The following is an 18,402-nucleotide window of genomic DNA, read 5'->3' as shown; positions in this document are numbered from 1 at the left end:
AAATTGGTGGGCCATTTAATTGTAGATACAACTTAGGGTGAAGTCTGGGGTGACTTCACGAGAACGGATTCGAAACCGGGGTGCTATTGAGCCGCTCGGTACCTCCGAACTGGATGCACCGGCGAACCACGCGCCCACCGGCGCGGAAGCAACTTCCCCCGATCTGCTCCGAAGAGGTTCCCCCTTGTCAGAAACCCCCAGCTCCTCATCCGCCCCAGTCACCACCGACGAGAAGGGCGGCACCACTCGCCGCTCCGTGCTGCGCGCCGCCGCGTGGACAACCCCCGTCATCGCCCTCGCAACCGCCGCGCCAGCGCAGGCGGCCTCCCGATGCGTCATCAAGACCAACTACAACGCGCTCAAGACGGGCACCAAGCCCACGAGCATCCCCTTCCCCGGCACCGGCGTCACCGCGACCCTGAGCTACCTCGGCTACGGAGGCTTCACGGGCTCATCGACCAACGGGACCGTCCAGGACGGACCACAGGGGGGCAACCCGCAGTCGCTCAAGTGGATCAAGATCGAGAACGGGACCGCCCGCTCCGGCAGTGGCGTCGACGTCAAGATCGTCTTCAGCGAACCGGTCACGAAGCTCTCGTTCACGATCTTCGACCTCGACTGGGCGCCGGGCAACCACCGCGACGCCGTCATCGCCACGACCACGCCGACCTCGTCCACGCGAGCATCCGCGCTCGAAGGCAGCGGCACGCTCGCAAGCCCGTGGCGCAAGGCCACCGAAGGTGAGATCCCCAGCACGTCCCTGAACGGCAACGTGCAGCTCTTCTACACGGGTCCCATCAGCGAGGTCACCTTCCGCTACTACCAGGACCTCAAGAAGCTGGACGCCAACCACAACCAGCTCATCGGGCTGAGCGACCTCGCCTTCGAGAAGTGCCTCTAGCGCTCGGAAGCTGAACAAGGGATGCGCCGTCGCGCGGTCGAAGAGACCAGCGGCGGCGCATTCGCGTACCTGGGCGACGCATCCGCACGCCCAGGGCGAACAGGGGAGGGAAACGGAGGTTGACGCCGTTACTCTCTCTGTACACGGCCCCCGACCCTGTAGCCAGGTGTCGAGGTCAGGGAGTCGAAGGAGAAACGGATGTTCGAGAGATTTACCGACCGCGCCCGTCGCGTGATCGTCCTCGCCCAAGAAGAGGCGAAGATGCTCAACCACAACTACATCGGGACCGAGCACATCCTCCTCGGCCTCATCCACGAGGGTGAAGGGGTCGCCGCCAAGGCGCTCGAATCCCTCGACATCTCGCTGCCTGCCGTACGTGAGCAGGTCCAGGAGATCATCGGCCAGGGCCAGCAGCGTCCGACGGGGCACATCCCGTTCACGCCGCGAGCCAAGAAGGTGCTTGAGCTGTCGCTCCGCGAAGCGCTGCAGCTCGGCCACAACTACATCGGCACGGAGCACATCCTCCTCGGCCTCATCCGCGAGGGCGAGGGTGTCGCAGCTCAGGTGCTCGTGAAGCTCGGCGCCGACCTCAATCGGGTGCGCCAGCAGGTCATCCAGCTGCTGAGCGGATTCCAGGGCAAGGAGCAGGTCGTCGCGGGAGCGGACCAGCCGCAGCAGGCAGCCCAGGGCTCCGCCGTGCTCGACCAGTTCGGCCGCAACCTCACGCAGGCCGCTCGCGAAGGCAAGCTCGACCCCGTTATCGGGCGCGAGAAGCAGATCGAGCGCGTCATGCAGATCCTGTCGCGCCGCTCGAAGAACAACCCCGTCCTCATCGGCGAGCCGGGCGTCGGCAAGACCGCCGTCGTCGAGGGCCTCGCCCAGGCGATCGTCACGGGGCAGGTTCCCGAGACGCTCAAGGACAAGCAGCTCTACTCGCTCGACCTCGGCTCGCTCATCGCCGGGTCCCGCTACCGCGGTGACTTCGAAGAGCGCCTCAAGAAGGTCACCAAGGAGATCCGCACACGCGGCGACATCATCGTCTTCATCGACGAGATCCACACCCTCGTTGGTGCGGGTGCCGCCGAGGGCGCGATCGACGCCGCGAGCATCCTGAAGCCGCTCCTCGCGCGAGGTGAGCTGCAGACGATCGGCGCCACCACGATCGACGAGTACAAGAAGCACTTCGAGAAGGATGCGGCGCTCGAGCGACGCTTCCAGCCCATCCAGGTCGAGGAGCCGTCGATCGCGCACACGATCAACATCCTCAAGGGGCTCCGCGACAAGTACGAGGCGTTCCACAAGGTGTCCATCACCGACGACGCCATCGTCGCCGCGGCAACCCTCGCCGACCGCTACGTCTCCGACCGGTTCCTGCCGGACAAGGCGATCGACCTCCTCGACGAGGCAGGTGCCCGCCTCCGCCTCTCGGTGCTGTCCTCGCCCCCCGAGCTGCGCGAACTCGACGAGAAGATCGCCATCGTCCGCGCCGACAAGGAGCAGGCCATCGAGCTGCAGGACTTCGAAGGCGCCGCGTCACTGCGCGACGACGAGAAGAACCTCCTCGGCGAGCGCCTCCGCCTCGAGAAGCAGTGGAAGTCGGGCGACGTCAAGTCCACCGGCACCGTCGACGAGGGCCTGATTGCCGAGGTCCTCTCGCAGGCCACCGGCATCCCGGTCTTCAAGCTCACCGAGGAAGAGACCGCGCGTCTCGTGTTCATGGAGGATGCCCTGCACCAGCGGGTCATCGGCCAGAACGAGGCCATCGCGGCCCTGTCCAAGACCATCCGCCGCACCCGCGCCGGACTCAAGGACCCGAACCGTCCGTCCGGTTCGTTCATCTTCGCCGGCCCGACGGGCGTCGGAAAGACGGAGCTCGCCAAGGCGCTTGCGGAGTTCCTCTTCGACGACGAGTCGGCGCTCATCTCGCTCGACATGTCCGAGTTCGGCGAGAAGCACACGGTCTCGCGGCTCTTCGGTGCCCCTCCAGGGTTCGTCGGCTTCGAAGAGGGCGGCCAGCTCACCGAGAAGGTGCGCCGCAAGCCGTTCTCCGTCGTCCTGTTCGACGAGATCGAGAAGGCTCACCCCGACATCTTCAACTCGCTCCTCCAGGTGCTTGAAGAAGGTCGTCTCACCGACGGCCAGGGTCGCGTCGTGGACTTCAAGAACACGGTCATCATCATGACGACCAACCTCGGCACGAAGGGCATCTCCGGCGGCCCCGTCGGCTTCCAGCTCGAAGGCGACGCCTCGGTGTCGTACGACAACATGAAGTCGAAGGTCAACGAAGAGCTCAAGAAGCACTTCAAGCCCGAGTTCCTGAACCGCGTCGACGACACGATCGTGTTCCCGCAGCTCTCCACCAACGAGCTGCTGCAGATCGTGGACCTCTTCATCGGTCGCCTCAGCGAGCGCATGCTCGACCGCGACATGACCGTCGAGATCACCGAGCTCGCGAAGCGCAAGCTCATCAAGGTCGGCTTCGACCCGACACTCGGTGCTCGCCCGCTGCGCCGAGCCGTGCAGCACGAGGTGGAAGACCTTCTCTCCGAGAAGATCCTCCGCGGCGAGCTCAAGGCCGGCGACCACGTCGAGGTCGACTACCCGGTAGACGAGTTCGTGTTCAACGTCTCCAAGCGCCTCGTCCCCGAGACGGTCGCGGCAGGTGGAGTCACCTCGCAGGCTGAGGGCATCATCGCCGACGCCGGTGAGGGTGACGCGCCGACCGCGTAACCTCCGCACGCGCATACGACGAAGCCCCCGCATCTACGTGATGCGGGGGCTTCGTCGTGCGCGCCCCGTAGCCCGCTAGCGGGTTGCCTTGCGGAAACCGTCCCAGATGTCCCAGACGCTGGTGGCGAGGACTCCGAAGGCGATCATCACGGTCACGATGGTGGTCACCGTCGCCGCGCTGTCCGCGCTTGGGATGACCGTGGCGAAGAAGTCCGGATTCAGCAGCAGGCCGCGACCCAGGGTGGTCAGGATCAGCGACATGAACAGGACCGCGAGGACCGCGTTGGCCCAGGCGAGGGGCAGCGTGACGCGACCCGTCCGGTAGAGCGCCACGCTGTAGGCCGCTTCGAGTACGAAGAGGACCAGAAGCGCGAGGGCCCACCACGGCCAGAGGTCGTGGCCGAAGAACGACAGTCCCGGCTGCGTCGGCACGAAGCCGATGAAGCGGTCCCAGACGACGGCGCCGGTCCCGAGTGCGAGGAACACGAGCGAGGCGATGAGCTCGGATCTGCCGGCCCCGGTCTGGCGGATCTCCGGCAGGTCGGCGACGCTCCACTGCTCCGGCTTGGACTGGCCGCCGGAGCGCTCGAGCACCACGAACACCAGGGTCGTCCAGAACGTGACGTGGATGATGACGCTGAAGGTGACTGCCGCGACCTCGCCGATGATCTCGCCGATGGTGCTGCCGATGAGCGTCTGCGCGATCGCGACACCGAAGGCCGCACACACCGGCACGATCCACAGCAGGGTCTTCAGGAGCCGCCACCACATGAGGTAGTAGCGGGGCCCCACGAGGAACAGTCGGCGGTCGGTGTAGCTGGCGGCGAGCAGCTCAGGGTCGCCGAGCTCGGTGAGCACGGCCACCTCGGCGGCATCGCCCGCCTCGCCGGATTCGACTCGCGCATCGACGAGGTCGCGGATGGAGGCGCGCAGCTCTGCTTCGAGGTCGGCGCGCTGGTCGTCTGGCACCGTGCGCATGGCGGCGCTCACGTAGCGCTCGGTCAGGGTGTCGGTGATGGTCGTCATGTCAGGCCCCTTCTGGGAGGTGCTCGATCGCCTGGGCGAGGGAGCGGAAGTCGGTGGTCATCGCGGCGGCGAGTGCGGCACCGGATGGGCTGGCGCGGTAGAACTTGCGAGGTCGCGCCTCGTCGGTGTTCCACTCGCTCGTGAGGTGACCCTGCTTCTCCAGGCGGCGAAGGAGCGGGTAGAGGGTGTTGGCGTCGGTGTCGAAGCCTCGGGATTGCAGTGCCTCGAGGAGTCCGTAGCCGTAGCCCGGCTCGGCGAGGAGGCGAAGGCATGCGAGCACGACGGTGCCCCTGCGGAGCTCCTGCAGGTGGATGTCGTGCGTCTCTTCAGTGCCCATGACTCACACCATAGTGTGCGTCACACAGTGTCGTCAATGACACTGCAAAAGCGCGCAGCGAGCGTGCAGCGCCGGCGGCCCCTGTCCGGCGCACGACCGGACGGGCTTACGCTGGAACGCGTGCCTGCATCCCCGTCACCCTCGTCACACGGCAAGCCGAAGAAGGAAGCCACGCTCGCGCAGGTGACTCTGCTGGCGCTCCTGCCGTCGTTCGTGTTCGCGATCGGCGAGGGAGCGATCATCCCGATCATCCCGACCGTGGCGGTCTCGCTGGGAGCCGGCATCGAGCTGGCCGGGTTCATCGCCGGGTCGCTCATGATCGGCCAGATGATCGGCGATCTTCCCGCCGGTGCCGTCGTGCAGCGCCTGGGGGAGAAGCGGGCCATGCTCGCGGCCCTCGCGGTGAGCCTCGTCGGCATCCTGCTCTGCGCGTTCGCCGTCGCGCCGTGGATGCTGCTCGTCGGGGTCGTCATCATCGGCATCTCCGCCGCCAATTTCAACCTCGCGAGGCACGCGTTCCTCACGACCTACGTGCCGCTGCGCTACCGGGCGCGAGTGCTCTCGACGCTTGGCGGGGTGTTCCGCGCCGGCTTCTTCGTCGGGCCGTTCATCATCGCGGGAATCCTCGTCCTGTTCGATGCTCCCCAGTACGGGTTCTGGGTCTTCGTCGTGTGCGGCGCGGTGGCCGCGCTCATCCTGCTGTTCGCGCCGGACCCCGAGACGGTCGCACGCCCGTCGCATTCCGCGAAGGCGCCGGTCTCAGCGGGGGATGGGGGTGCGGGGGCTGGCGTGCCCGAACGCCTCGGCGTGTTCGCGACGATCCGCGCCAACGCCGGCGTGCTGGTCCGGCTCGGGACCGGTGCGGGAATCATGGCAGCGCTGCGGGCGGCGCGCAACGTGATGCTGCCGCTGTGGGCGCTGTCGATCGGCATGGACACCGCCACGGCGGTGCTTGTCATCGGCGTGAGCGCCGGCGTCGACTTCGCGCTCTTCTTCGTGTCCGGCTGGGTCATGGACCGCTTCGGTCGAGTGTGGGGCGCCGTGCCGGCGCTGCTCGGCCTCGGCGCGGGCTTCCTGACACTCGCCTTCACCCACGACCTCGTCGGGGACGCCGCTCAGCAGTGGTTCACGGTGCTCGCGATCTGGCTGGGCTTCGCGAACGGCATCGGCTCCGGCATCCTCATGACGCTCGGCGCCGACCTCGCGCCGCGTCAGGATCCGGCCCCGTTCCTCGGGGCCTGGAGGCTCATCACCGACTCGTCGGCAGCATCCGTGCCCGTCATCGTGGCGGTGGCGACGGCGGTCGTGTCGATCTCGTTCACGTCCGGGATGCTCGGGGTGCTTGGGTTCGTGGGGGCGGCCCTCATGGGGTGGCAGATCCCGAAGCACGTCCCGCGACAGCGGCGGTGACGCCGGGCGCTCAGTGCGGGAGGCGGTCCAGGTAGTCGAGGAGGACCCCCTCGCGCATGGCCCACGGGGACACGTCGAGCTGCTTGATGTCGAAGACGTGCATGACCTCGGAGAGGACGACGCCGCCGGCGACGATCTGCAGGGCCCGGTCGGTGGTGATGCCAGGGAGCGCGGGGCGCGCCTCGGAGTGCAGCTTCGCGAGGCGGGGCACCCAGTCGTCGAGCTGCCACTTCTGCAGGGTGGTCCGCTGCCCCGCGCCGATGCCGTCGATGGACGAGCCGGCGAGGCGGGCGAGGGAGCGGATGGTCTTGGACGAGCCCACGAACTGGTCGGGTCGCGCCCCGCCCTCGAAGGTCTCCGCTGCTTCCTTGATGAGCTTTCGTGCGTACTTGCGCAGCTCCTCGACCTGATCGTCGGTCGGCGGGTCGTTGTGCAGGAAGTTGACGGTGCTGCGGCCCGCTCCGAGCGGCACCGAGATGGCGTGCTCGGAGAGCTCGTCGTCGCCGACCGCCAGCTCGAGGGAGCCGCCGCCGATGTCGACGAGCATGATTCGCCCGGCGGCCCAGCCGAACCAGCGGCGGACCGCGAGGAACGTCGTGCGCGCCTCCTCCTCGCCGCTCATGACCTGCAGGTCGATGCCGGTCTCGCGGTGGATGCGCTTCAGCAGCTCCGGCCCGTTCTTGGCTTCGCGGATGGCGCTGGTGGCGAGGGGCATGAAGTGGTCGAGCTTGCTCTTCTTCACCGCATCGGCGGCGCGGTGCATGGCTTCCATGATCTTCGCGACACCTTCGTCGGAGATGGAGCGGTCGGCCTGCAGGTAGCGCATGAGGCGCAGCACGCTCTTCTGGGACGTCTCGGGGACGGGTTTCGCGCCGGGGTGGGCGTCGACCACGATGAGGTGGACGGTGTTGGATCCGACGTCGAGAACTCCAAGGCGCATGACCGTGATGTTACCCGTGCTGTCGTCCTGAGCGTCCTGCTCTCGTGCCCGCGCGTACGCTGGTCGGATGCAGGAGATCACCATCAGACGGGCCACCACGCACGACATCGTGGGCATCAGCGAGCTCATCCAGCCGCTCGTCGACCGAAACGTGCTCCTGCGAAAGGAGCTCGTGACGCTCTACGAGGCGGTGCAGGAGTTCCGGGTGGCGGTCGATGAGCGGGGGCAGCTGGTCGGCTGCGGCGCGTTGCATGTGCTCTGGCGCGACCTCGGCGAGGTGCGCACCATCGCGACGGCGGACTCGGTTCGCGGCACCGGTGTCGGGCACGTGATCCTCGATCGGCTGATGGCGGACGCCCGTCAGCTGGGCCTCGAGCGCCTCTTCTGCCTCACCTTCGAGACGGGGTTCTTCGAGCGGCACGGCTTCGTCTCGGTCGGCGAGCAGATCGTGGACGCGGAGACCTACGAGATGATGCGCCGCTCGCCGGACGAGGGCGTTGCGGAGTTCCTCGACCTCGCCCACGTCAAGCCCAACACGCTTGGCAACACGCGCATGCTGAAGGTGCTCTAAGAGCCCGTCTCCGCCGCCGCGACGGGCTCTTCGGGCGCGTCGCAGTGGTCGCACGGTGCGCCTCACGGGAGTCCCAAGGACGGGTCCGTACCCTTGGCGAGTGAGTTCGACCCGCAGACCAAGCAAGGCCGTCTACCGCCGTCGGCGGCTGGCGCTCCTCATCGTCTGCGTACTTGTCATCGGGGCGCTCATCTGGGGAATCGCGAGCCTCTTCGGGGCGGGTTCCGGCGAACCCGGCGAAGCCTCCGCATCCGGTGCGCCGACGGCGTCGTCCGCCGCGACGGCGTCAAGCGACGGTGGTGGGGCGGCCGAGGCGACACCGACGCCCACTCCGACTCCGACGGGGCCCGCCGAGTGCGCAGCCCCTGAGCTTGTCGTCTCGGCGATGCTCGACGCGACGAGCTACGCGCCCGACGCGCAGCCTCAGCTGTCGCTCTCGATCGCCAACACGGGCGGCGAAGCGTGTGTCATGAACGTCGGCACGGCCGTGCAGGTCTACACGATCTCGAGCGGAGCCGACGTGATCTGGGTGTCGTCGCACTGCCAGACCGACCCAGCTGACGAGATCGTCACGATCGGTGCCGGGCAGTCCGTGACAGCCCCTCCCATCACCTGGGTGCGCGAGCGTTCCTCGCTCGACACGTGCGGGACCGACCGGGCGGATGCGGTGGCCGGGGGTGCCTACTACCAGCTCGTCGTGAGCGTCAACGGCATCGTGTCGCAGCCGGCGACGTTCGTTCTCGACTGACTCGCGCGGGGTGCCCGGGGGCTTTCGCGAAAATCTCCTGAACGTTAACCTTGAAGACAGTGTGAGCTGAGAGCATCCTCACGTTCCGCACGATTCCGTCCGTTCGTCGATCGCCAGGAGACTCATGACGACGCCCACTCGCAAGCGCGCCACCGCTGCCGCTGCCGTTCTCGGCACGGCAGCTCTCGTGTCTGCCTTCGCGGCACCAGCTCAAGCAGCCGTCCTCTCGCCGAGCTTCATCACGCCCACCGACGGCGCGAAGCAGATCAACCTCATCGGCTTCAACGACTTCCACGGTCGGATCCTCAACGGCGAGAAGTTCGCCGCCTCCGTCTTCGAGGCGCAGAAGGAGTTCGGCGAGGACAGCAGCCTCGTCATCTCCAACGGCGATGCTGTCGGCGCGAGCCTCTTCGAGTCCTCGATCCAGCAGGACCAGCCGACGATCGACCTGCTCAACGCGATCGGCGTGGACTCGTGGACGCAGGGCAACCACGAGTTCGACAAGGGCATCGACGACGCCACCGGCCGGCTCGCCTCGGCGACCAACGGCCCCGATCTCGCCGCGAACGTCACGCTCGCGGACGGCAGCCACCCCTTCGACACGCACGCCATCTTCGACGTCGACGGCGTCAGGGTCGCCGTCATCGGGGCCGTGACGGAGGAGACCTCGGCACTCGTCTCGCCCGACGGCATCACGGGCGTCACCTTCGGCGACCCCGTCGAGGCGGTCAACGAGGTGGCTGCCGAGATCACGGCGGCGAAGTCGGCCGACGTCATCATCGCCTCCTACCACGAGGGCGCGCCGAAGTCCGACGCTCCTCTCGATGAGAACCAGGAGAGCAGCACCTTCCGTTCCATCGCCGAGGACACGGCCCCCGAGGTCGACGCGATCTTCAACGCGCACACGCACCAGACCTACGCCTACGACGCCCCGAACGGTGCATCCACCCGTCCCATCGTGCAGGCCGGGCAGTACGCGGAGAACCTCGCGCAGGTCGTACTCACGGTCGACGCCGCGGGCAACGTGACCGCCTCGGACAGCTCCATCGTGCCCGTCTACGACTCGATCGACCCGTCGACGCTGAAGCCCGACGCTGCCCCGCCGAAGAACCCGGCGCCCATCGAGTACGTCAACGACAAGCGCATCATCGACATCAAGGCGAAGCTCGACGCAGCCATCGCGACGGCCGACGTGCTTGGGGCTGAGGTCATCGGCACCCAGCAGGGTGACATCTCCAGGGCGAAGACATTCGTCCCCGACTCCATCGAGATGGCCGAGGACGGCTCCACCACTGGTGTCGTCGCCGAGGGCGGACAGGACAACCGTGCGGAGGAGTCGTCGCTGGGTGGCATCGTCGCGCAGTCGATGCTCGAGTCGATCAGTGACACGGGCCGCTTCGACGTCGACGCGGCGATCATCAACCCGGGTGGTCTCCGTGCTGACCTGCTGGACAACGACGGTCAGATCACGTACAAGGAAGCCGCGACGGTCCTTCCCTTCGCGAACAACCTGTCGGTCGTCAGCATCTCCGGCGCCGAGCTGAAGAACGTGCTCGAGGAGCAGTGGCAGCTCACCGCTGGCGGCGAGGTGCCGTCGCGCGACTACCTGCAGCTCGGGCTGAGCGACAACTTCACGTACGCGTTCGACAGCTCGCGGCCTCGCATGGAGCGCATCGTGTCGCTCTCCATCAACGGTGAGCCCGTCTCGAGCGGCCAGGTCTACAACGTGGCGATGCCGACGTTCCTCGCCGCGGGTGGCGACAACTTCCACTCGCTGAACAACGCCGAGAGCGTCAAGGACACGGGCCTCATCGATCTCGACGCGTTCGTCAACTGGGTTCGCGCGAAGACTGCCGCGGGATCGACTGGTGTCGTCCCGGATGTTCAGCGCAACGGCTTCGAGGTCGTCGGCCTGCCCACGGACAACAAGTTCCAGGCAGGTGAGAGCTACTCGCTGAAGGTCGCGAAGTTCAACCTGCAGTCGGTGGGATTCATCCAGAGCTCTTCGGTCACGGTGTGGCTCGGCGATGAGCAGATCGGCATCGGGTCTGTCGACGTCGCTGCTGACGCGAACCTCGTCGATGTGAGCTTCACCGTTCCCGTCGACTCGACGGTGGGGGATGGCACGCTGACGTTCCTCGCGGACCTGTCTGCGGCATCCGTCGCCGTGCCGGTCTCGGTTCAGGCGGCCGCTGAGACGCCGACCGCGACGCCGGGACCGACGGTCTCCGTCACCCCGACGGCGACCGTCGAGCCGACGGCAAGCGCCACGGCTGCGCCGGTTCCGACGGCGGACGCCGGAGACGGTGCCCTCGCCACGACCGGAGCTGACGAGAACGCCATGTTCGCGGCTATCGCGGGCGCGCTTGCGCTCCTCGTCGCCGGTGGCGCCGCGATCCTGCTCCGCCGACGCGCGGGCAGCGACGCGTAGCACGCGCACGCAGCACTGATTCGGCCAGCGGTCGATGAGCAGTAGGCCCGGAGCATCGCTCCGGGCCTACTCGCGTTTCTGGACTCCTCGAGCCTTCGGGTGGCTCGCGTTCCGAGTGAGAGGTCTGCGGTCAGTTGCCGAGCGCGGCCGTGAGGGCGCGGTCGATGCTGCCGATGGAAGGGTCGACGACGTGGGCGAGGCCCATGCGCTTGGCCTCGGCCGCTCGGAGGTTGGCGGATGCGACACGGCGGATCTCTCCGGCGAGGCTCACCTCGCCGAAGACGACGGTGCCGTCGCGCACGGGCCGGTTGCGGATGGAGGAGGCGATGGCGATGGCGATGGCGAGGTCGGCCGCGGGTTCTTGCAGCTTGACCCCGCCGACAGTCGACACGTAGACGTCGTACTCGGAGAGCTTGTGCTTGGTGCGTCGTTCGAGCACGGCGAGCAGCATGGCGACGCGGCTCGTGTCGACGCCGTTGGTGACGCGGCGAGGGTTCGGGGCGTTGGTCTTCTGCACGAGCGCCTGGATCTCGACGGGGAGGGCGCGTCGCCCCTCGAGCGCGACGGTCACGCACGTGCCGCTGACCGGCTCGGGGCGTTCGCTGAGGAAGAGTCCTGAGGGGTCTGGCACCTCCGTCATTCCCTCGCCGGTCATCTCGAAGCAGCCGACCTCGTCCGTGGGGCCGAAGCGGTTCTTGATGGTGCGCACGAAGCGAAGCGCCGTGTGGCGGTCGCCCTCGATGTGGGCGACGACGTCGACCAGGTGCTCGAGCAGTCGGGGCCCCGCGATCGTGCCGTCTTTCGTGACGTGGCCGACGATGATGACGGGCACGCCCCTGGTCTTCGCGACTCGGATGAGGGCGGATGCGACCTCGCGCACCTGGCTGGGCTGGCCGGCGAGCGAGTCGACGGTATCGCTCGCGACGGTCTGCACGGAGTCGACGATGATGAGGCCAGGGTCGAGGCGCTCGATCTGGCCGAGGACGGTCGAGAGGTCGGTCTCGCTCGCGAGGTACAGGGTGTCGTGGAGCGCGTTGGTGCGCTGGGCGCGCATCCGCACCTGGTTCACGGACTCCTCGGCCGATGCGTACAGCACGGTCGTGCCCTTCGCGGCGACGCGTGACGCGAGCTCGAGGAGGATCGTGGACTTGCCAACGCCGGGCTCGCCGCTCAGCAGGATGGCGGCGCCAGGCACCAGTCCACCGCCGAGCACGCGGTCGAACTCGCCGATGCCCGTCGGGCGGTGGGCGACGTTGTCGATAGGCGCCTCGGTGATCGGACGTGCGGCGCGTGACTCGCTGATCGTGGCCGCCTGGATGCGGCCAGCGGTCTGCGATTCGAAGCGGTCGACGAGGGTGCCCCAGGCCTGGCACTCGGGGCATTGCCCGAACCACTTCAGCGACGCTGCGCCGCATTCGGTGCACTTGAACGCTGGTTGCTGCTTGGTCTTGGGAGGCATGTGCCAAGGCTAGGCGGCACCACCGACACTGGCGCGTCAGCGGGCCCGTGGCGGCGCGATTCTCGGGCGCTGGACTGCGGGGTGAGGTCGCGCGGGGACCGGGTGCGTGCAGAATGGGATCGTGCGAGCGCAGAGAGTCCTGTACGTGGTGAACCCGGCGGCTGGGCTGGGCGCATCCGCGCACCTCGGCAGGCGCCTCGCCGGGGGAGCTGGCGCCGCCTCCTCGCCGGATCTCGAGGTCGTGCTCGTGGCGGCCGACTCGTTCGAGGAGCTGCGACGGCAGGCTGTGGCCGAGCTCGGTGGGGAGCGTCGCCCCGATGCGCTCATCGTGCAGGGCGGGGACGGCATGGTGTCGATGGGGGCCGGCCTCGTCGCGGGCACCGAGGTCCCTCTCGGGGTCGTGCCAGCTGGCACGGGCAACGACTTCGCTCGAGCCGCCGGGATCGAACGCGGCGTGCCAGCAGTCGGCATCGAGCGGATGCTCACCGCGCTGCGCACCGGCACCGCGAGCACCCGGAGCGTCGACGCCATGCGACTGGTGCTCGACGGCGCCGAGCATGTGGCCGTCAACTCGGTCAACATCGGCTTCGACGCCGTCGTGAATCGGCGCGCCAACGAGCTGCGGCGTCTGCCGGGAACGGTCCGCTACGTCGCCGCCCTGCTGGAGTCCGTGCGGCACTTCGAGCCGCTCGAGTTCGGTGTTCGGATCGATGGCGGCCTTGGCGAGTCGGTCGCCGCCGAGATGCTCACGGTGCTGAACGGCTCGTCGATCGGCGGCGGCATCGCAGTCGCGCCGCACGCGGTCATCGACGACGGGCTCCTCGACCTGTTCGTCGTCGGCGGGCTCCCGAGGATCGGCCTGCTCACGCTCTTCCCACTCGCCATGGCCGGCCTGCACACGCGCCTCCCGGCCGTCACCTTCGAGCGCCTGACGGGCATCCGCGTGCTGGTGCCGAAGGGCGTGCTCGTCTACGCCGACGGCGAGGAGCTCCGCGGGCCGGGCCGGGCCGCCTGCACGCTTGATCTCCGCATCGACGCGGGAGCTGTGCGCCTGATCGAGACCGGAACGCGTCGGTAGACCGGTCGAGGCCGCATACGTTTTGTGACGTCGAAATGCAAGGGGCAACGCGAATCCTCTCGCGCGTGCGACTATCCACCTGGCCGAGCCGATTCCCCATCTGCCGACTCGTCCATCCCCCTGCGTGCTTCCCCCCTCTCGAACAGGATCCTCGTGTCTGCTGACAGCACTTCCCGTCGTACCCTTCTGGCCGGCGCAGCCTGGTCCGTCCCGGCCGTGGCCATCACGGTCGCGGCGCCGATCGCCGTGGCCTCGACGCCCGTCCCCCTCGCGAACACCTGGTACACGGGTGGCTCGACGAGCGTCGTGAGCGGGAACGTCGCCCGGTTCACGCTCACGGGCGATGACGGAGACGGCAACGACTCCGTGCTCCCCGACAATTCCACCGTGGTCATCACTCCGGATGCCGGCGTCACGATCGTGAACACGGCCATCACGGGTGGTGTCCTCACGGACAACGGAGATGGCAGCTTCACCGCCACCGTCGACTCCGGCGTCACCACACTGGTCGCGAACTTCCGGGTCACCGGTCCGTCAGGGGCCAACGTCTCCTACGTGTCGACGGTGGCGCTGCCGCCCTTCACCGAGACGTTCCAGATCCCGATCGTCTGAGAGTCCGCCCCGGCTGGCCTCTTGAGAACACGCCTGGGCGGCTCGATTTGCGGCGCACCCCTGGTCTCGGTATAAGATTCCTCACGGTGACGTGTCCGAGCGGCCGAAGGTGCAACACTCGAAATGTTGTGTAGGGGCGACTCTACCGTGGGTTCAAATCCCACCGTCACCGCCATCTGAAAGGCCCCGACTTCCCTGCAATAGCAAGGGAGCCGGGGCCTTTCTGCTGTTCAGGGCAGCGTCGCCTCGGCTGGCTCAGCTCTTCGACGGCCTGAGATTGGTTGGACCAACACGGTCCTCGAGGCCCCCTACCGCTGCGGGTGTGTGCTGTGGGCATCCTCGCTCCGAGCCTGCTCGATCACGTCCCGGATCTCCGAGAGGTGGATGCGCATGGCGTACTCGGCCGCTTCCGAGTCGCGAGCGGAGAGGGCGGCGAAGATGCGCGAGTGACCCTCGTGGGAGACCCTGCGTCCTGCCCCCTCGAGGTGCGAGAGCACGCGTGCCTCGACGGTCCAGGACGCCGTGAGCTCGCCGAGCGTCGCGAGCAGGGGGTTCGCGGTGGCCTGGGCGATGGCCGTGTGGAAGGCGATGTCCAGTCTGGCGGAGAGGTCGGCATCCATCTCGTCGGCCGAGCGCGCGAGCAGCTCTCCGAGCGTCGCCAGCTGCTTCCGGTCGATGCGCTCGGCCGCGAGCCGTGCAATGCGCGGTTCCACGAGGGCGCGGAACTCCGCCGAGTGGTCGTAGTCGGCCTGCACCGCCTGGAGCCTGCCGGCAAGCGTGGCGGTGAGGGGGATAGCGCGGCTGACGCGATTGGCACTCCCGTGGCGGCGCTCGAGCAGGCCCAGGCCCTCGAGTCGCGTCAGGGCTTCCCTGAGCGCGTTGCGCGAGACGCCGAGCTCGAGCGCCAGACTGCGCTCCGGGGGCAGGGGTGCTCCTGGCTCGAGGTCACCCCCGACGATGAGGCGTTCCAGGTGCAGCACGATGTCGTCCGCGATGAGCGCCCGCGTGCGGGGAAGCGGGCCGAGGGCTCGGTCGGTCGTGTCAGTCACGGGGTCACCTGTTCTCGCGTGAGTGGTGTGGCGACCGTCACCACGTCCTCAGTGTGGCACGCACTGGAGGCCCATTCGCGGCGGGAGATGCCCGCTCCTGTAAAGAGCGTGTTACGGCCTGAGGCGCCACGTGAACAGCGTGTAACGGTCCTACCAATTCGCTGAGGTGCGGCTTCTGGCGGCCCTAGCTTGGGTCGCACCGACGCAGCTCTGCGCCGCTCACCGTCAGTCGCCCGGAGGACACCGTGAAGAGAACCCTGAAGAACCCCGCCCTCCAGATCGGGTCCGCTGCCATCCTCGGCATCGTGTTCGGTCTGCTCGTGGGCGAGTGGGCGGCGAACCTCAAGTTCGTCGGCGACCTCTTCATCCGGCTCATCCAGATGGCCATCGTGCCGCTCGTCATGACCTCGGTCATCGTCGCGACCGGGGCCATGAGCGGCTCGGGCATGGGTCGGATGGCCGCCCGCACCTTCACGTGGATGATCGGCTTCTCCGTCGTCGCCGCGATCCTCGCCTGGTGCATCAGCGCCGTGCTCCAGCCCGGAGCCGGCATCGACTTCTCCGCCGCGGTCGACCCAGCGCTGCAGGAGTCCGCGGCCGAGGCCACGGGCTGGCAGGAGACGGTCGTGAACTTCGTCTCCACGAACATCTTCGCGGCCATGTCGACGGCCACGATGGTGCCGATCATCATCTTCTCGCTGCTGTTCGGCGTCGCGCTCAACGCCTTCATCGCCAAGACCGGCAACCGCCTCGTGCTGGACTTCTTCGACCAGATCCAGCAGATCGTCCTCACGATGATCCGCTTCGTCATGATCATCGCGCCGATCGGCGTCTTCTGCCTGCTCGCGAACCTCGCAGGCACCGTCGGGTTCGCCGTCGTGACGAGCGGACTCAAGTACCTGGGCTCGACCCTCATCGGGGTGCTCATCCTGCTCGTGCTCTTCGTGGTCGTCGTGTGGCTGCGAACTGGGCTCAACCCCGCGCGGCTTCCCGCCAAGCTCAGCGACCAGACGATGATCGCCATCACGACGACCAGCTCGGCCGTCACCTACCCGACGGTGCTGAAGACGGCGATCGAGAAGGTCGGCGTCAGCCAGCCCGTCGCCAACTTCACGCTCTCCGTCGGCCTCACGATGGGGTCATACGGCGCCGTGCTCAACTACATGATCGTCGTCATGTTCCTCGCGCAGTCGGGCGGCATCACCCTCGACTTCGGGACGATCGTGCTCGGCATGGCCCTCGCCATCCTCCTGAACATGGGCACCATCACCGTGCCGGGCGGCTTCCCCGTCGTCGCCATGTTCCTGGCCACCTCGCTCGGCCTCCCGTTCGAGGCGGTCGGCCTCCTCATCGCCGTCGACTGGTTCGCGGGCATCTTCCGCACGTTCCTCAACGTGAACGGCGACACGTTCGTCGCCATGCTCGTCGCCAACGCCACCAACGAGATCGACCGGGACGTCTACGACGACAAGAAGCAGGTCACCACGGACGCTCTGGAGCTCGATGAGCTCAGGGGGAAGTTCGAGAAGGCTGACGCCGTCGACTAGGGAACACGGGGCAGGCCCGTCGTGGCGGGCCCCTCGATCCGGGTCCCGTCCGCCTCGAAGCGTGAAGCGTGCAGGGGGCAGTCCCACGAGCAGGACTCGTCGTTCCACACGACGACACCTCCCAGGTGCGGGCACACTGCCGAGACGGTGCGTGTCGTTCCGCCGAGGGTGCTCGTCGCGACCGGATGCACTCCGTCCCGACCGACGCGTCCCTCGCCCTCCGCGGGTGCCGCGTCGTCGGCGTGGCTCAGCGCTTTGCCCCATTCGCTCGTGAGCCTGGCCGCGGTGTGCGCGCCGCGCTCAGCGAGCCCCAGGGCGCCCTTCGCGCTGGGGGCACGATCGAAGAGGGTCTTCATCCACTCGGCCCGCCCGCCGAGGATGCGGGCAGCGAGGTCGTGGGCGGCCGCGACGCCGTTGGTCATGCCCCACTTCGCGAACCCGGTCATAGCGAGGATGCGGTCGTCGCGCGGGTCAATGGGGCCGGACAGCGGCGTCGCGTCGACGTTCGTGTAATCCTGGGCGGCCCACCGGTGGGTCTCGTTGAGGCCGGGGAAGCGCTCGTGCGCCTGGGCGATGAGGGCGTCGACGAGTGCTCGTGACGAGATGGAAGCCCCCACCTGGTGTCCGGCCCCGCCGACGAGCAGGTAGTCGTCGTCGCCGCGACGGAACTGTCGGTACGAGTGGCCGCCCGAGTCCATCGACAGGTACATGCCCGTCGGCACCTCGCGTTCCGATCTGAACGACACGAGGTGCGAGCGGTGGGCGGTGAGGCGCGCGAAGTGCAGGCCGCGGTCGAGCGCGGGGAAGCCGGTGGCGAGGATGAGGTGCGACGCGGAGAACGAGACGAGGTCGGCGTTCGGTGCCTTCGTCGCCTGCACCTCGACGTGCGCCTTGTGCTGGGACGCGGCGGTGATGGTCAGCCCCTCCACGACCTTCGCGCCTGCCCGGCGAGCCCTGGCGACCAGCGCGATCGACAGCTCGTACGGGTCGAGCTGCCCGTTGCCGGGGACCGCGAAGAAGTTCTCGACCGTGAAGGGCAGCCCGTGGTGTCCGCCGGTCTCGACGCGCAGCCCGAGCTCCTCGGCGACCGCACGCTCCTCGTCCACCTTTCTCGCCCCGGACCTCGTCGTGGCGAAGTTCACGGCCGGCCTCGTCTGCCAGCCCACACCCTCCTCGGCGCAGAACGCTGCCGCCCAGTCGAGTCCGAGCCTGTTCGCCTCGACGTAGGCCGCCGCGATCTCGTGGCCGCGCTGCGCTCGAACGCTGGAGAGCTGCGATCCCTGCAGCAGCGAGAACTTCGCGGTGGTGTTGCCCGTCGCGAGCGCTGCGATGGTGCGCGCCTCGACGAGGGTGACCTTCAGCCCGGCCTCGCTGAGGAGGACCGCCGCGGTCAGTCCCGCGATGCCAGCACCCGCGACGATGACGTCGCTTCTGCTCGGCAACTCGTCGGAGGGGTCCGTGATGGGGCGAGCGGTGGTGTCGTGCCAGATCGAGGTCATGTGGGCTCCCGGTGTGATCCGGTTGAGCGTCGCAGGTGCCCCTGGAGTTTCCAGACCCCTTGAC

General features: G+C 68.0%; 15 protein-coding genes and 1 tRNA gene. 10 read left to right on the top strand and 6 right to left on the bottom strand.

Annotation, left to right across the window (positions count from 1 at the left end):
* Positions 1–184 precede the first annotated feature (184 nt).
* Positions 185–901, top strand: a complete 717-nt coding sequence (locus tag ITJ61_RS08490) for a hypothetical protein (protein ID WP_146081187.1) — start codon at positions 185–187, stop codon at positions 899–901.
* A 198-nt stretch (positions 902–1,099) separates the two neighbouring features.
* Entirely contained in the window at positions 1,100–3,631 is a 2,532-nt protein-coding gene (locus ITJ61_RS08485) for an ATP-dependent Clp protease ATP-binding subunit (RefSeq protein ID WP_104305904.1), read from the top strand.
* Positions 3,632–3,706: 75 nt separating this feature from the next.
* On the opposite strand, the gene ITJ61_RS08480 is transcribed toward ITJ61_RS08485, so the two are convergent.
* Both ITJ61_RS08480 and ITJ61_RS08475 read right to left on the bottom strand, forming a co-directional pair.
* Entirely contained in the window at positions 3,707–4,657 is a 951-nt protein-coding gene (locus ITJ61_RS08480) for a permease prefix domain 1-containing protein (protein ID WP_104305905.1), read from the bottom strand.
* Between the two features lies 1 nt (position 4,658).
* The gene (locus tag ITJ61_RS08475) at positions 4,659–4,994 is read right to left on the bottom strand and encodes a PadR family transcriptional regulator (protein ID WP_104242915.1); all 336 of its coding nucleotides are present in this window, start codon (positions 4,992–4,994) and stop codon (positions 4,659–4,661) included.
* A 120-nt stretch (positions 4,995–5,114) separates the two neighbouring features.
* On the opposite strand from ITJ61_RS08475, the gene ITJ61_RS08470 reads away from it, so the two are divergent.
* On the top strand, positions 5,115–6,404 hold the full coding sequence (locus ITJ61_RS08470; RefSeq protein ID WP_323744319.1) for an MFS transporter: 1,290 nt from the start codon (positions 5,115–5,117) through the stop codon (positions 6,402–6,404).
* A gap of 10 nt (positions 6,405–6,414) precedes the next feature.
* On the opposite strand, the gene ITJ61_RS08465 is transcribed toward ITJ61_RS08470, so the two are convergent.
* Positions 6,415–7,344 (bottom strand): Ppx/GppA phosphatase family protein, encoded by a 930-nt coding sequence (locus ITJ61_RS08465; protein ID WP_104242939.1) that lies wholly within the window; start codon positions 7,342–7,344, stop codon positions 6,415–6,417.
* 67 nt (positions 7,345–7,411) lie between these two features.
* On the opposite strand from ITJ61_RS08465, the gene ITJ61_RS08460 reads away from it, so the two are divergent.
* The 3 genes from ITJ61_RS08460 to ITJ61_RS08450 all read left to right on the top strand — a co-directional run bounded on the left by ITJ61_RS08460 (position 7,412) and on the right by ITJ61_RS08450 (position 11,094).
* Entirely contained in the window at positions 7,412–7,915 is a 504-nt protein-coding gene (locus ITJ61_RS08460; RefSeq protein ID WP_104242911.1) for an amino-acid N-acetyltransferase, read from the top strand.
* Positions 7,916–8,015: 100 nt separating this feature from the next.
* Positions 8,016–8,663 carry a hypothetical protein gene (locus ITJ61_RS08455; RefSeq protein WP_194685957.1) on the top strand — a complete coding sequence of 216 codons (648 nt, stop codon included), beginning with the start codon at positions 8,016–8,018 and terminating at the stop codon, positions 8,661–8,663.
* Between the two features lie 124 nt (positions 8,664–8,787).
* Positions 8,788–11,094, top strand: a complete 2,307-nt coding sequence (locus ITJ61_RS08450; RefSeq protein ID WP_194685956.1) for a 5'-nucleotidase C-terminal domain-containing protein — start codon at positions 8,788–8,790, stop codon at positions 11,092–11,094.
* Between the two features lie 130 nt (positions 11,095–11,224).
* Here the strand turns inward: ITJ61_RS08450 and radA are convergent, their stop codons facing one another.
* Entirely contained in the window at positions 11,225–12,553 is a 1,329-nt protein-coding gene (gene radA, locus ITJ61_RS08445; RefSeq protein WP_104242905.1) for a DNA repair protein RadA, read from the bottom strand.
* 121 nt (positions 12,554–12,674) lie between these two features.
* Between radA and ITJ61_RS08440 the strand changes: the two genes are divergently transcribed.
* The 3 genes from ITJ61_RS08440 to ITJ61_RS08430 all read left to right on the top strand — a co-directional run bounded on the left by ITJ61_RS08440 (position 12,675) and on the right by ITJ61_RS08430 (position 14,418).
* Complete coding sequence (locus tag ITJ61_RS08440) at positions 12,675–13,631, top strand: diacylglycerol/lipid kinase family protein (protein ID WP_194685955.1); 957 nt, start codon at positions 12,675–12,677, stop codon at positions 13,629–13,631.
* A 153-nt stretch (positions 13,632–13,784) separates the two neighbouring features.
* On the top strand, positions 13,785–14,243 hold the full coding sequence (locus ITJ61_RS08435) for a hypothetical protein (RefSeq protein ID WP_104299625.1): 459 nt from the start codon (positions 13,785–13,787) through the stop codon (positions 14,241–14,243).
* Between the two features lie 85 nt (positions 14,244–14,328).
* Positions 14,329–14,418: transfer RNA gene (locus tag ITJ61_RS08430), tRNA-Ser, on the top strand.
* Positions 14,419–14,551: 133 nt separating this feature from the next.
* Here ITJ61_RS08430 and ITJ61_RS08425 read toward each other — a convergent pair.
* Positions 14,552–15,292: a FadR/GntR family transcriptional regulator gene (locus ITJ61_RS08425; protein WP_194685954.1), complete on the bottom strand. Its 741-nt coding sequence runs from the start codon at positions 15,290–15,292 to the stop codon at positions 14,552–14,554.
* 245 nt (positions 15,293–15,537) lie between these two features.
* On the opposite strand from ITJ61_RS08425, the gene ITJ61_RS08420 reads away from it, so the two are divergent.
* On the top strand, positions 15,538–16,839 hold the full coding sequence (locus tag ITJ61_RS08420; RefSeq protein ID WP_194685953.1) for a dicarboxylate/amino acid:cation symporter: 1,302 nt from the start codon (positions 15,538–15,540) through the stop codon (positions 16,837–16,839).
* Here the strand turns inward: ITJ61_RS08420 and ITJ61_RS08415 are convergent.
* Positions 16,836–18,338 (bottom strand): FAD-dependent oxidoreductase, encoded by a 1,503-nt coding sequence (locus ITJ61_RS08415; protein ID WP_194685952.1) that lies wholly within the window; start codon positions 18,336–18,338, stop codon positions 16,836–16,838. The two genes, ITJ61_RS08420 and ITJ61_RS08415, sit on opposite strands and share 4 nt — an antisense overlap.
* Positions 18,339–18,402: the final 64 nt, after the last annotated feature.

This window comes from Pseudoclavibacter sp. VKM Ac-2888 (assembly GCF_015351285.1).
Taxonomy (GTDB): domain Bacteria; phylum Actinomycetota; class Actinomycetes; order Actinomycetales; family Microbacteriaceae; genus Pseudoclavibacter.
Note: the sequence above shows the minus strand (reverse complement) of the source record. Positions and strands in the feature narration are given on the sequence as shown.

Excerpts from the sequence above, each read along its gene's own strand:
- ITJ61_RS08480 (WP_104305905.1), bottom strand. The coding sequence starts at position 4,657 with ATGACGACCATCACCGACACCCTGACCGAGCGCTACGTGAGCGCCGCC.
- ITJ61_RS08415 (WP_194685952.1), bottom strand. The coding sequence starts at position 18,338 with ATGACCTCGATCTGGCACGACACCACCGCTCGCCCCATCACGGACCCC.
- ITJ61_RS08460 (WP_104242911.1), top strand. The coding sequence starts at position 7,412 with ATGCAGGAGATCACCATCAGACGGGCCACCACGCACGACATCGTGGGC.
- ITJ61_RS08475 (WP_104242915.1), bottom strand. The coding sequence starts at position 4,994 with ATGGGCACTGAAGAGACGCACGACATCCACCTGCAGGAGCTCCGCAGG.
- ITJ61_RS08485 (WP_104305904.1), top strand. The coding sequence starts at position 1,100 with ATGTTCGAGAGATTTACCGACCGCGCCCGTCGCGTGATCGTCCTCGCC.
- ITJ61_RS08465 (WP_104242939.1), bottom strand. The coding sequence starts at position 7,344 with ATGCGCCTTGGAGTTCTCGACGTCGGATCCAACACCGTCCACCTCATC.
- radA (WP_104242905.1), bottom strand. The coding sequence starts at position 12,553 with ATGCCTCCCAAGACCAAGCAGCAACCAGCGTTCAAGTGCACCGAATGC.
- ITJ61_RS08450 (WP_194685956.1), top strand. The coding sequence starts at position 8,788 with ATGACGACGCCCACTCGCAAGCGCGCCACCGCTGCCGCTGCCGTTCTC.